Genomic DNA, 12,890 nt, shown 5'->3' with positions numbered 1-12,890 from the left:
GGCTAATAATAGTTTCTTATTTTAAAAATTCTATTACACTGTCTGTAATAAATTTAATCTGCTCGTCATCCAATTCTGTGTGCATTGGAAGCGCAATTACTTCCTGAACTAACTGATTTGTTACAGGAAATTGTTCTTCTTTATAACGAGGATCTAAATACGCTTTTTGAGAGTGAAGCGGAATTGGATAGTAAATTGCACATGGAATTCCTTTATCTAATAAATGTTGCATTAAAGCATTACGATCTGCATCGATAATTCTTAAAACATACTGATGAAAAACGTGATCATTTTCGTTTGCATCAAATTCTGGCGTAATGATTTTTGCATTTCCAGCAAAAGCCGCATTGTATTTAGTCGCTGCTAAACGGCGCGCTTTATTATATTCATCCAATAAAGGCAATTTTGCATTTAAAACTCCTGCCTGAATACTGTCCAAACGTGAATTTACCCCCACAACATCATGGTGGTAACGCTCGTACATTCCATGATTTACAATTCCGCGGATGATGTGCGCTAGTTTATCATCATTTGTAAAAATTGCTCCTCCATCTCCGTAACATCCTAAGTTTTTAGATGGAAAGAAAGAAGTCGCTGCAACGTGACCGATTGTTCCAACCTTAGCTTTAGAACCCGATTTAGAAACATAATCTGCTCCAATTGCTTGAGCATTGTCTTCGATTACATATAAATTGTATTGAGATGCAATTTCCATAATCGCATCCATATTGGCAGCGCGTCCAAATAAATGAACAGGAACAATTGCTTTTGTTTTTGGCGTAATTGCTTTTTTAAGCGCATCGATATCAATATTCATATTTACCATATCAACATCTACCAAAACTGGAGTTAATTGCAACAAAGCGATAACCTCAACAGTTGCTGCAAAAGTAAAATCGGCAGTAATTACTTCGTCTCCTGGCTGAAGACCTAATCCCATCATGGCAATCTGCAAAGCATCTGTTCCGTTTGCGCATGGAATAACGTGTTTTGCTCCTAAATAATCTTCAAGATTCTTTTGAAACTGATGAACTAAAGGACCGTTAATATAAGTATTTGTATCTAAAACTTCCTGAATTGAAGCATCGACAGTAGATTTTATTTTTTCGTATTGACTCTTCAAGTCAACCATTTGTATTTTTTTCATTTTAAATGTATTTAAAAATTAAAGACGCTGTTTTTAGACAGAAATCTCTAAAAGGAGGAACAAAAATAGTTATTAATAGCTTCAAACCAATGAAAATAGTCGAAAGAAATGTAATTTAGCTGCAAAAAAAATTACATGCTTTTTTTATACAATTTAGCCATCCACATCGCAGGATTTTTCTTAAGAATCATAGCCTTGTTTAGTCCGAAAATTAAGCTTTTTGTAGAGGGCCGAAAAAATGTTTTTGATACGCTACAAGAAAAAATACAACCTGAAGACAAGACCATTTGGTTTCATTCTGCATCGTTGGGCGAATACGAGCAAGGACTTCCTGTTATAGAAAAAATCAAAGAAAAATATCCAGCTCACAAAATTGTTGTTACCTTTTTTTCACCTTCTGGATACGAAGTGCGTAAAAATAACACAGTCGCAGATGCCACTGTTTACCTTCCTTTGGACAGTAAAAGCAATGCGGAAAAATTCATTAAAATAGTTCATCCTGAAAAAGCTTTTTTCATTAAATATGAATTTTGGCTGAATTATTTAAAAGAACTTGAAAACCATAAGACTCCAACTTATTTAATTTCTGGAATTTTTAGAGACAACCAAATGTTCTTTAAATGGTACGGCGGATTTTATAGAAAAGCCTTAAACGCTTTTACTTATTTCTTTGTTCAGAATGAAAAATCGAAGCAAAAAATAGAAAGCCTTGGCTTTAAAAATGTAATTGTTTCTGGCGATACCCGTTTTGATCGTGTAAACGCCATTTTAGAAAGAGACAACCGTCTGGATTATATTGAAAATTTCAAAAATAATCAGCCTACGATTGTTATAGGAAGCTCATGGCCAAAAGACGAAGTTTTAATCGCAGAATATATCAATCAAGCGCCTGAAAATGTAAAGTTCATTATTGCTCCGCACAACATTAAACCAGATCAGATTTCAGATCTCCAATCAAAAATTACAAAACCGACTATTTTATTTTCAGAGAAAGAAAACAAAGATTTATCTGTTTATAATATCTTTATAATTGATATTGTCGGAATCTTGACTAAGATTTATAGTTATGGAACGATCGCTTATGTAGGAGGCGGATTTGGAAATCCTGGAATACACAATATTCTGGAACCGGCCACATTTGGAATTCCGATTGTAATTGGACCTAATTATTCCAATTTTGCAGAAGCAATTGCTTTAGTTGAAATTGGTGGCTGCACACCAATAACAACAAGCAAAGAATTAAAAGAAATTTTTGACCGATTATTAAACGACCCAAGCTTTCTAAAAGAAAAAAGTGAAATCTGCAGATCATTTATTCAAGATAATAAAGGAGCAACTGATACGATTATAAAACTCATTTCGTAGCTCTGAGTGCTCACAGCAGACATTTATTTCAGAAAAAGAGTAAAATCAAAGGTATTTTTCTTGAAAAGCACTTGAATAAATACTCTTAAAAAACAAAACAAACCGTAAGCCAGAGAAATAAAACGACCTGTTTTTATAAAGAATATTTAATAAAAAATTATTTACGCGATAAATTAAATAATTTAAGAAATTTTTATAATTTTGGCATATTATTTGATAAATAAGATAATCGTGAGTAAGGAAAATATTTTAAAAAAAAAGTGAAAAAATATTTTACATATTAAAAAATTTATATCTTTGCCACGAATTAATAATTAACCTTTTATAATAAAGTAAGATGAAAAAAGTATTTTTAAGTTTAGCTGTTGTTGCTGTATTAACTGTTGTATCTTGTAAAAAAGCTGACGCTGCTGCTGAAGCTCCTGCTGTAGATTCTACTGCTGTTGCTGTTGATTCAGCTGCTGCTGTAGTTGATTCTGCTGCTGCAACTGTTGATTCTGCTGCTGCTAAAGTTGATTCTGCTGCTGCTAAAGTAGAAGAAGTAAAAAAATAATTAGAACCTAAGTTCTAACGATTTTAAAACCATCTTTTAGATGGTTTTTTTTTGTGATTAATTTTTCGATAATCACTATTAAACACAAAAAAAAAAAAGCGTCCGCAATTGCAGACGCTTTTTTTATTATTATTCAGCAGCCTCTTCCTCTTCTTCTTCAGACTCTTCATCTCCAAAAATTGATTCACTTGAAGAGAAATCTAAAATTTCCGATCTAGAAGAATAGGTTACAATTTCTTTTATTCCTTTCTGCAAAAGCAATTCCGTACTATATTTACGGCTCGTAGCAAAGTGTACCTCTCCCAACATCAATTTGAAAAAATACTTTCCTCCAGAACCTTTAAATTTTAAAAACTTAGCCTGATCGACATTCGCCTTAAACTTTTCAATATCCTCCTCACATTCAAATCTCAACTCATAACTCAGGCTCGTAAAAATCACTTTCCCTCTTCTCGAAGTAAACGTAAATTTATATTCATCATTAAATCGCTTGCTAATTACAAAAGCACCCATTTAGAAATTTTAGATTGTTGATTTTTTTTTAAGATACTGAGCTACTAAGCCCCTAAGTTCCTAAGCTTACCTAGTACCAAAAATTCTCAAATCCTAAAAACCTTAGAACCTCAGAATCTTAGCACCTCAGAACCTCCAGCGTAGCCTAGAAACAAAAAAGCCTCTTCAAAAGAAGAGGCTTTAGTACTCAGAGCGGGACTTGAACCCGCACGAACATTGCTGTTCACTGGATTTTAAGTCCAGCGTGTCTACCAATTTCACCATCCGAGCATTGTATGGTTTTTGAGCGAAAAACGGGGCTCGAACCCGCGACCTCGACCTTGGCAAGGTCGCGCTCTACCAACTGAGCTATTTTCGCATTTTTCAAATTTTACTAAGAACTGCAACACTTGATTTGTTTCGTATTGCGAGTGCAAATTTAGGACATTTATTCAATTACACAAGCGTTTTTTCAAAAAAAAATCGACTTATTTTATAACTTTCTGATAACCTAAACTTTAAATTTGAAAATTATTTAAAATTATTTTTTAACCAACATTCTTTTAATCTCATTTAGTTTCATTAACGCTTCTACAGGTGTAATTGCATTAATATCGAGATTCAGAATTTCTTCTTTTATCTCTTCCAACAAAGGATCATCCAAATTAAAGAAACTCATCTGCATTTCTTCATTTGCCGATTTTATTCCGTTTAGAGCATCGCTCGAATGATTCTTTTCTAATTTCTTTAAAAGTTTTTGTGCTTTCGAAATAACCAATTGAGGCATTCCGGCCATTTTAGCCACATGAATTCCGAAACTGTGCGCACTTCCCCCTTTTACCAGTTTTCTAACAAACAGAACGGTATCTTTTAGCTCTTTTACCGCCACATTGAAATTCTGAATTCTCGGCATCGATTCTGTCATTTCATTCAGCTCATGATAATGCGTTGCAAAAAGCGTTTTTGCTCTTCCCGGATGTTCGTGCAAGAATTCAGCAATCGCCCAAGCAATCGAGATTCCGTCGTAGGTACTTGTTCCTCTTCCGATCTCATCAAGCAATACCAAACTCCTATCTGAAATATTATTCAAAATAGAAGCTGTTTCGTTCATTTCGACCATAAATGTAGATTCGCCCATCGAGATGTTGTCTGAAGCTCCAACTCTGGTAAATATCTTATCTACAATTCCCATTCTAACACTATCAGCAGGGACAAAACTTCCCATTTGAGCCAAAAGCACAATTAAAGCGGTTTGCCTTAAAATTGCAGACTTACCCGACATGTTAGGACCGGTAATCATAATAATCTGCTGTGTTTCTCTATCTAAAAAGACATCGTTGGCAATATAAGGCGTTCCAACTGGCAATTGTTTTTCGATTACAGGGTGTCTTCCGTTTTTGATATCCAATTCGAAAGTATCATCGATTTCTGGACATACATATTGGTTTTCAACAGCCATTTGAGTAAACGAACATAAACAATCTAATTGCGCAATTAAATACGCATTCATTTGAACTGGTTTAATATAAGTTCCAATCCACGCTACTAATTGTTCAAAAAGTTCGCTTTCTATTTTATAGATTTTTTCTTCAGCTCCTAAAATTTTAGTTTCGTATTCTTTTAATTCTTCAGTAATGTAGCGTTCTGCATTTACCAAAGTCTGTTTACGAATCCATTCTTCCGGAACTTTATCTTTATGTGTATTTCGAACTTCGATGTAATATCCGAAAACATTATTGAATGAAATTTTCAATGAAGAAATTCCTGTGCGTTCTGATTCTCTTTTTTCAATTGCTTCTAAAAATTCTTTTCCAGAAGTCGAAATCGCACGCAATTCATCCAACTCTTCATTAATCCCTTTTGCAATCGCATTTCCTTTTGAAATAGCAACAGGAGCATCTTGATTTAAAGTCGTTTTGATTTTTTCGCGAAGCAAATCACAAGCATGCAAACTATCTCCGATTACTTTTACCGCTTCTTGTGGACTTTCAAGCGCCAATGTTTTAATTGGAATAATAGCATCTAAAGATTCCTTTAAATAAACAATTTCTCTTGGCGAAACTTTTCCTGCAGCAATTTTAGAAATCAAACGCTCTAGATCTGAAATCTGCTTAATCTGATATTGAATGTTATGCAGAATTTCAGGATTCGATTTTAAATACGCCACAACTTCGTGTCGGCTTTTTACTTTGTTTGCATCCTTTAAAGGCAATGCCAGCCAGCGTTTCAATAAACGCCCTCCCATTGGCGAAAGCGTTTTATCGATCACATCCAAAAGTGTAACCGCATTTGGATTATAGCTATGGTATAATTCTAAGTTTCGAATGGTAAAACGATCCATCCAAACGTATGCGTCTTCCGCAATACGCTGAATCGCCGTAATATGCTGTACGCGGTTATGTTGCGTTTCTGACAAATAATATAAAATTGCTCCAGAAGCAATTATTCCTTCTTTCAATTCTTCAACACCAAATCCTTTTAAGGAATTAGTCTGAAAATGTTTGGTCAGCGTTTCAAGAGCATAATCTTCTTTATAAATCCAATCTTCTAAATAGAAACTATGAAAATCTTCTCCAAAAGCAGTTTTAAAATCATTCTTATTATTCTTAGGAACTAAAACCTCACTCGGATTGAAGTTCTGTAATAATTTATCGATGTATTCTGCATTTCCTTGAGCCGTTAAAAACTCACCTGTAGAAACATCTAAAAATGAAATTCCGATATTTTTATTAGCAAAATAAACCGATGCTAAGAAGTTGTTTGATTTTGACTGTAAAACCTCATCGTTCAAAGAAACCCCTGGAGTCACAAGTTCAGTTACTCCTCTTTTTACAATAGTTTTTGTCATTTTCGGATCTTCCAGCTGATCACAGATCGCTACACGAAGTCCCGCCTTTACCAACTTTGGCAAATAAGTGTTTACAGAATGATGCGGAAACCCAGCTAGCGCCGTTTCAGTATCAGATCCTGCTCCTCTTTTAGTTAATGTAATTCCTAAAATCTTTGAAGCTCTAATGGCATCTTCTCCAAATGTTTCATAAAAATCTCCTACTCTGAAAAGCAGACAGGCATCAGGATATTTAGCCTTGATCTCGTTGTACTGTTTCATTAAAGGTGTTTCCTTCACCACTTTTTCTTTAGCTGCCAAATTGTAATGTTTTAAAATGAAAAAATTAAGACAGCGAATTTATGATTTTTTAACGGCATATCGAAAGCTTCAAAAATTAAAATATTTTAAGATTTTTTTAGTTTACGGTTGGAGAATTTTACATAGCTTTGTTTATCATTTAAAAAAAGACCCTTAAAGATGAAAAAAATAATTTTATTCGCTATGTTGGCTGTAGCTGGTATCACAGCAACAAATGCACAAACAACTAAAAAAGCTAAAGCTACTAAAGTTGCAAAAGTTGAAGGAGCAGGTATGCTTTTCGAAACAGAAACTATTGATTACGGAACTATCGCTCACAATGCTGATGGTAAACGTGAGTTTGTTTTTGTTAACAACGGAACAAAACCATTAATCATTACTAACACTCAAGGATCTTGTGGATGTACTGTTCCAACAACTCCAAAAGAACCAATTGCCCCAGGAGCTAAAGGTGTTATTGGTGTAAAATATGCTACTGACAGAGTTGGTGCTTTCACAAAAACGGTAACAGTAACTTCTAACGCAGAAGGACAGCCAACAAAAATCCTTACTATTAAAGGTACAGTTTTACCAGATCCAGTAAAAAGCTAATCTGAGAAACATTTAAAATAATCAAAAAGCTTCCTTATCTTTGGAAGCTTTTTTTATGACTTGAATTAAACACAATGAGAAAACTCGAAAACAGCGAACTAGACCGCAAATCAATTGAAGATTTCAAAAAATCAGAGAAAACCCCTTTAATATTAGTTTTAGACGATATTAGAAGTCTGCATAATATTGGTTCTGTATTTAGAACTGCTGATGCGTTTTTGATTGAAAAAATAATTTTATGCGGTATTACTGCAACTCCTCCAAACAAAGAAATTCATAAAACCGCTCTTGGCGCTACCGAAACTGTTGCTTGGGAACATCATGAAAATGTTTTGGAAGTCATAGAAAACTTAAAGAAAGAAAACGTACTTACAATGGCGATTGAGCAAGTGGAAAGTTCTATTTTTCTTCAAGATTTTAAAATCGAAAAAGACCAGAAATATGCTTTAGTTTTCGGAAATGAAGTTTACGGCGTATCGCAAGAGGCTGTTGCTATCTGTGATGGATGTATTGAAATTCCGCAGCTTGGAACCAAACACTCTCTTAACATTTCTGTAAGCGCTGGAATTGTGGTTTGGGATTTGTTTCAAAAAATGAATTGGCCAAATAAAAACTAATGCGCATTTTTATTAAAAAAATGTGATTTTAAAATATTTTTTAGACTTAAAATGTTAGAAATGTAAAAATATTTTTTTGTTATTATAAAAGTGATACTTTTATAAAATGAAAAAACATTACTTTTTAAAAGCGTCTTTTTTATTCCCTTTACTGCTGTCCAGTTTTATTGGATTTGCACAACAATATACTCAAATTCCTGATCCTAATTTTGAACAAGCTTTAATCGATTTGAATATTGATAATGGTATTATTGACAATCAAGTTCTTACCGCCAATGTTGTCAATGTAAAAATGCTAGTAATTCCCGGCAGAAGCATTTCTAATTTATCTGGAATTGAAGCTTTTACAAATTTAGAACAATTAGACTTGGGATTATCAGACAATAATAATCCCTACACCAATAACAGAATTACTTCTTTAGATCTTTCAAAAAATTTACTGCTTAGACATTTAGATTGCGGTTACAATGAGCTAACCACTCTTGATATTGCAAAAAATACGGCTTTAGAAACTTTATTTGTAGATCACAATAAAATAAGCAGTTTAGACGTATCTCAAAACTTGCTTTTACAAACGCTTTTTTGCCCTAATAATCTTCTAACTACTTTAGACGTTGGCAAAAATCTAGCCTTAATAGGTTTAAATTGTACTGCAAATCAAATAAGCTCTTTAGATTTGTCTAAAAATATTTTATTACGAGATTTAAGCTGTGCTTCTAACAACCTTTCAAGCATTGATGTTTCTTCTAATGTTGACCTTAGTTATTTCAATATCCTTTCCAATCGTTTGACCTCGCTAAATGTTACACAAAACACAAAATTGTTCGTTCTAAATTGTCGTTTCAATCAATTAACCAGTCTGGACATTTCTACCAATCGTAGTCTAATAAATTTTTGGTGTGATAATAACCAATTGACTTATCTGAATGTAAAAAATGGGCAAAACTCAAACCTTACTGCTGTTGATTTTAAAAACAATCCAGCTCTGACGTGCATTCTCGTAGATAACGAAAATTATTCTAATGCCAACTGGTCTTCTTACAGAGACAATACAGCTAGATATTCTACTGATTGCAGTAGGGTCGTAGCTACTGCGCCTCCTTCTATCAAAGCTATAGGAGACCAATTATACTGTCCTCAAGGCACTATTAAAATTGTAGAAGATGTTACAATAGACAATGATCCATCAGACACAGGAACTGAAGCCGTTTACATTCAAATTTCTTCTGGATATTCGAGTGGTTTTGACAAACTGGAACTTTCAAATCCTGCTTCACACCCAACTATTAGCACAAGCTGGGATGCAACAGCTGGAAAACTAACCTTATCAAGTCCTACAGGAGCAGATGTTTTATATTCAGATTTTGTTGCAGCCATTAAAGATGTTGTTTTTACAAATTCTTCTGCAACGGCTTCTGGAATTAGAACATTTTCTATTACAATGGGTAAAGCAAATTATTTGCCCTCTACACAGCATTATTACGAATATGTTTCAAGTATTGGCATCACATGGACGGCGGCGCGAGATGCAGCAGCGGCACGCACTTATTATGGGCTTCAAGGATATTTAGCCACAATTTTATCTGCTGATGAAGCCAAATTAATTGGCGAACAAGCCTCTGGAACGGGATGGATTGGCGGAAGTGATGCCGAAACAGAAGGTGTTTGGAAATGGGTTACTGGACCAGAAAATGGAACTGTTTTTTGGAATGGAAACGCCAATGGCTCAACACCAAATTTTGCTTTTTGGAACAATGGCGAACCCAACCAGCAAGGCGAGGAAGATTATGCGCACATCACACAACCAGGCGTTGGAATAAGAGGTTCTTGGAATGATTTATCTAATACCGGTTCTTTAACTCCGGGTGATAACTATCAGCCAAAAGGATATATTGTAGAATATGGCGGAATGCCGGGTGAAGCTCCGTTAGAAATTGCTGCGAGTACTAAAATTACTATTCCTGTAGCAACACAACCTCTAATTCCTAGTGCAGTTTGCGATTCTGGAAGTTTTACTTTGAATTCGACAACAACTGCTGGAGCAACGATAAGATGGTTTGATGCAGCTGTTGGCGGAAATTTATTGGCGACTGGCCCAAGCTACACTACTCCAACAATAACTGCAACTACAACTTATTATGTTGATGCTGGCTGTGAATCGAATCGTAAATCAGTAACGGCAACTATAAATATAACTCCATCAGATCCGATTGCAGAAAAAGACACCTATACTAATTGCGGCCCTGGAAGCTTAACCATTAAAGCAACTTCAAATGTTGGTTCTATTAAATGGTATGATTCGGCAACTGCAACAACAAGTCTTTTTACTGGACCAGCTTTTACAACTCCAACAATTTCATCAAATACAACTTATTACGCTGAGGCTTCAAATAGCGGATGTATAAATACGAATAGAATTCCAATAAACATTGTCATTTATACACCTCCAGCTGTTACAAATGAAACTTTGCCATTATGCCAGTTTCAAAGCAGAACATTAGACGCAGGAATTGCTGGCATGAGTTATTTATGGTCTAATGGCAAAACTACTCAAACTATAGATGTTACTGAAGGCGGAACATATACTGTAGATGTTACAAGTCCTGAAAATTGTACGAGTACAAAAACGATTATTGTCGAAGAGCGCAAAGTTCCGCAGATTGCCCGTATAGACGTTGAAGGTACTAGAGCAATCATTTATCTTGTAAAAGCAGAAGATTATTTTGAATATTCTGTAGACGGTGTCAATTATCAAGATTCTAATGTATTTTATGATGTTCCTGGAGGACTTCAGACCGCTTATGCGCGAGAAAAAAGCAGATGCGGAGAAGCTGAAAAACAATTTGTAGTACTAGTTTTCCCTCCATTTTTCACACCAAATAATGACACTTACAACGACATCTGGGAAGTAACCGGAATGGAAAATTACCCTCAGGCAGTTGTTACCATTTTTGATCGCTACGGAAAACTAGTAGCGCAATTAAGCCGTTTCAAAATGAGTTGGGATGGCACTTTAAATCAAATTCCGCTTCCTGCTTCCGATTATTGGTATGCATTAAAAGTCGATGATTCGATGCCGGTTTTAAGAGGACATTTTACTTTAAAAAGATAGTTTATCAATTATATAATGTGTCAATTAGAAAATTAGATAATACTTTGGATTTTCTGCTTAAATTATCTAATTGACACATTGCCGAATCATCTAATTCTAAAAATTACTAAAAGCATAAAATGAATATAGAAACCATTCGAGAAATCTGCCAAAAATTGACTGGCACAACCGAAGATATTAAATGGGAACACGATCTTGTGTTTTCAGTTGGCACTAAAATGTATTGCGTGGTAGGATTGGATCAAAATCCTACATCGGCTTCGTTTAAAGTTTTGGACGAAGAATTTGAAGAAATGAGCAATAAACCTGGATTTAAACCAGCGCCTTATGTTGCAAAATACAAATGGGTTTTAATTGATGATATTACACGAATGAAAAAGTCTGAATGGGAAAAATACATTCAGCAGTCTTATAATCTTGTTCAGGAAAAATTATCTGTAAAACTGAGAAAACAGCTTGGGATAATTAGCTAATTTGTCAATTAGAAAATGAGATAATTTGACAAATTTGATAATGGAAAAAAATGTATCGATTATATTATGAGGCAAAATATAAGTTAGTTAATTTGCGACAAACTAAGAAAATTATCTAATTTACTAATTATCAAATTGACACATTAACTAATTAACTTCTTCTGAATTTCATCCAAAATATAAAGATAATCTTCGTGTTTTTTTACAAAATCGCGATCCGAAACATCAATGATTAAAACATTCAAATCGGTTTGAGATTTTATGTATTCCAGATAACCTGTATTGATTTTTTCTAAATACGTAGCCTCAATATTCTGTTCATAAACACGTCCGCGTTTTTTGATGTTTTGAAGAAGCCGATCTGTATTCTGATACAAATAAATATACAAATCTGGTTTTGGCATTTCTTTGTAAATGATATCGAATAGATTTCTGTACAAACGATATTCATCTTCCGCAAGGGTTATTTTTGCAAAAATCAGCGATTTAAAAATATGATAATCGGCAACTATAAAATCTTTAAACAAATCAAATTGTGCCAAATCATCAGATAATTGTTGGTAACGGTCGGCTAAAAAGGACATTTCTAAAGGAAACGCATATCGATTCTGATCTTTGTAAAACTTTGGCAAAAACGGATTATCTGCAAATCTTTCTAAAACAGTTTTTCCATTAAAATCTTCCGCAATTTTATGTACTAAAGTAGTTTTTCCTGCGCCAATATTCCCTTCAAAAGAAACATAATTAAATCGGTTGAGCGGAATTTTATCAATCGGACTTTCTAAGCTTTGAACAACCGTACAAATACTTTCATCGGGAGTAACTGCAATCAATTCGGGAATTGTTTTCTGCAAAATTGGATGTTTCCAATGTAACTTTAAATCCTGCATCGGAAGGAGCACAAAATTTCTGTTTTGCATTAGCGGATGCGGAACCTGAAGCTTATCGGTCTCAATTATTTCATCATCAAAAGCAATCAAATCAACATCAATAATTCTAGACTGGTATCCTTCTTGATTTAAGCGGATTCTCCCTAATTCTTTTTCGACCTTTAAAATTTGATTGAGTATTTTATGAGCAGATAAATTGGTATGCAGAAGCAATGCACAATTATAAAAAGCATCACTTTCAAAACCCCAAGCAGGAGTTTCATAAAGTTTGGAAACTTGGATAACAGTACCAACATTTTGATGTAGTAAATCAATACAATTTTGAATGTTTTCTAGTCTGCTGCCTTGGTTGCTGCCTATCGATAAAACGACTTGATGCTGTAATTTCATAATTAATGCAAATTAACTAAAACTATTTTAGAATTAACCAATATATTTGTGAAACGACGTCTCAAATCCAATCAATAATTTAGATGTCTCGTTTGTAACAATTTGCTCTTTT

Annotated in this window: 10 protein-coding genes and 2 tRNA genes; 6 read left to right on the top strand and 6 right to left on the bottom strand. The window is 34.1% G+C overall.

Annotated features, from left to right (window positions below):
• Window positions 1–16 precede the first annotated feature (16 nt).
• Window positions 17–1,147, bottom strand: a complete 1,131-nt coding sequence (locus ACWA1F_RS11330; RefSeq protein WP_456893837.1) for a DegT/DnrJ/EryC1/StrS family aminotransferase — start codon at window positions 1,145–1,147, stop codon at window positions 17–19.
• A gap of 135 nt (window positions 1,148–1,282) precedes the next feature.
• Here ACWA1F_RS11330 and ACWA1F_RS11325 point away from each other — a divergent pair, with 135 nt between their 5' ends.
• Both ACWA1F_RS11325 and ACWA1F_RS11320 read left to right on the top strand, forming a co-directional pair.
• Window positions 1,283–2,512, top strand: a complete 1,230-nt coding sequence (locus ACWA1F_RS11325) for a 3-deoxy-D-manno-octulosonic acid transferase (protein ID WP_456893836.1) — start codon at window positions 1,283–1,285, stop codon at window positions 2,510–2,512.
• A 337-nt stretch (window positions 2,513–2,849) separates the two neighbouring features.
• Entirely contained in the window at window positions 2,850–3,065 is a 216-nt protein-coding gene (locus ACWA1F_RS11320) for a PG1828 family lipoprotein (RefSeq protein ID WP_008467260.1), read from the top strand.
• A 129-nt stretch (window positions 3,066–3,194) separates the two neighbouring features.
• On the opposite strand, the gene ACWA1F_RS11315 is transcribed toward ACWA1F_RS11320, so the two are convergent.
• From ACWA1F_RS11315 to mutS, 4 genes are all read right to left on the bottom strand, one after another.
• Window positions 3,195–3,578, bottom strand: coding sequence for a DUF1508 domain-containing protein (locus tag ACWA1F_RS11315; protein ID WP_456893835.1), 384 nt, complete (start codon window positions 3,576–3,578; stop codon window positions 3,195–3,197).
• A 184-nt stretch (window positions 3,579–3,762) separates the two neighbouring features.
• Window positions 3,763–3,848, bottom strand: a tRNA-Leu gene (locus ACWA1F_RS11310).
• A gap of 15 nt (window positions 3,849–3,863) precedes the next feature.
• Window positions 3,864–3,936, bottom strand: a tRNA-Gly gene (locus ACWA1F_RS11305).
• 162 nt (window positions 3,937–4,098) lie between these two features.
• Window positions 4,099–6,705 (bottom strand): DNA mismatch repair protein MutS, encoded by a 2,607-nt coding sequence (gene mutS / locus ACWA1F_RS11300; protein ID WP_456893834.1) that lies wholly within the window; start codon window positions 6,703–6,705, stop codon window positions 4,099–4,101.
• A gap of 159 nt (window positions 6,706–6,864) precedes the next feature.
• Between mutS and ACWA1F_RS11295 the strand changes: the two genes are divergently transcribed.
• From ACWA1F_RS11295 to ACWA1F_RS11280, 4 genes are all read left to right on the top strand, one after another.
• The gene (locus ACWA1F_RS11295; protein ID WP_109191880.1) at window positions 6,865–7,296 is read left to right on the top strand and encodes a DUF1573 domain-containing protein; all 432 of its coding nucleotides are present in this window, start codon (window positions 6,865–6,867) and stop codon (window positions 7,294–7,296) included.
• A 74-nt stretch (window positions 7,297–7,370) separates the two neighbouring features.
• A complete protein-coding gene (locus ACWA1F_RS11290) occupies window positions 7,371–7,913 on the top strand; it encodes an RNA methyltransferase (protein ID WP_306159562.1) in 543 nt (180 codons plus the stop codon).
• A 106-nt stretch (window positions 7,914–8,019) separates the two neighbouring features.
• Complete coding sequence (locus ACWA1F_RS11285; protein WP_456893833.1) at window positions 8,020–11,025, top strand: Ig-like domain-containing protein; 3,006 nt, start codon at window positions 8,020–8,022, stop codon at window positions 11,023–11,025.
• Between the two features lie 119 nt (window positions 11,026–11,144).
• Window positions 11,145–11,498: an MmcQ/YjbR family DNA-binding protein gene (locus ACWA1F_RS11280; RefSeq protein WP_456893832.1), complete on the top strand. Its 354-nt coding sequence runs from the start codon at window positions 11,145–11,147 to the stop codon at window positions 11,496–11,498.
• 143 nt (window positions 11,499–11,641) lie between these two features.
• On the opposite strand, the gene folK is transcribed toward ACWA1F_RS11280, so the two are convergent.
• The gene (folK, locus tag ACWA1F_RS11275; RefSeq protein ID WP_456893831.1) at window positions 11,642–12,778 is read right to left on the bottom strand and encodes a 2-amino-4-hydroxy-6-hydroxymethyldihydropteridine diphosphokinase; all 1,137 of its coding nucleotides are present in this window, start codon (window positions 12,776–12,778) and stop codon (window positions 11,642–11,644) included.
• Between the last annotated feature and the right edge of the window lie 112 nt (window positions 12,779–12,890).

It is taken from the genome of Flavobacterium erigeronis (assembly GCF_054075165.1).
The sequence above is the reverse complement of the archived record's forward strand: the minus strand, read 5'-3'. Positions and strand labels throughout refer to the sequence as shown.

Coding starts and splice junctions, on each gene's coding strand:
- ACWA1F_RS11330 (WP_456893837.1), bottom strand. CDS start 1,147: ATGAAAAAAATACAAATGGTTGACTTGAAGAGTCAATACGAAAAAATA.
- ACWA1F_RS11325 (WP_456893836.1), top strand. CDS start 1,283: ATGCTTTTTTTATACAATTTAGCCATCCACATCGCAGGATTTTTCTTA.
- ACWA1F_RS11320 (WP_008467260.1), top strand. CDS start 2,850: ATGAAAAAAGTATTTTTAAGTTTAGCTGTTGTTGCTGTATTAACTGTT.
- ACWA1F_RS11315 (WP_456893835.1), bottom strand. CDS start 3,578: ATGGGTGCTTTTGTAATTAGCAAGCGATTTAATGATGAATATAAATTT.
- ACWA1F_RS11295 (WP_109191880.1), top strand. CDS start 6,865: ATGAAAAAAATAATTTTATTCGCTATGTTGGCTGTAGCTGGTATCACA.
- ACWA1F_RS11290 (WP_306159562.1), top strand. CDS start 7,371: ATGAGAAAACTCGAAAACAGCGAACTAGACCGCAAATCAATTGAAGAT.
- ACWA1F_RS11285 (WP_456893833.1), top strand. CDS start 8,020: ATGAAAAAACATTACTTTTTAAAAGCGTCTTTTTTATTCCCTTTACTG.
- ACWA1F_RS11280 (WP_456893832.1), top strand. CDS start 11,145: ATGAATATAGAAACCATTCGAGAAATCTGCCAAAAATTGACTGGCACA.
- folK (WP_456893831.1), bottom strand. CDS start 12,778: ATGAAATTACAGCATCAAGTCGTTTTATCGATAGGCAGCAACCAAGGC.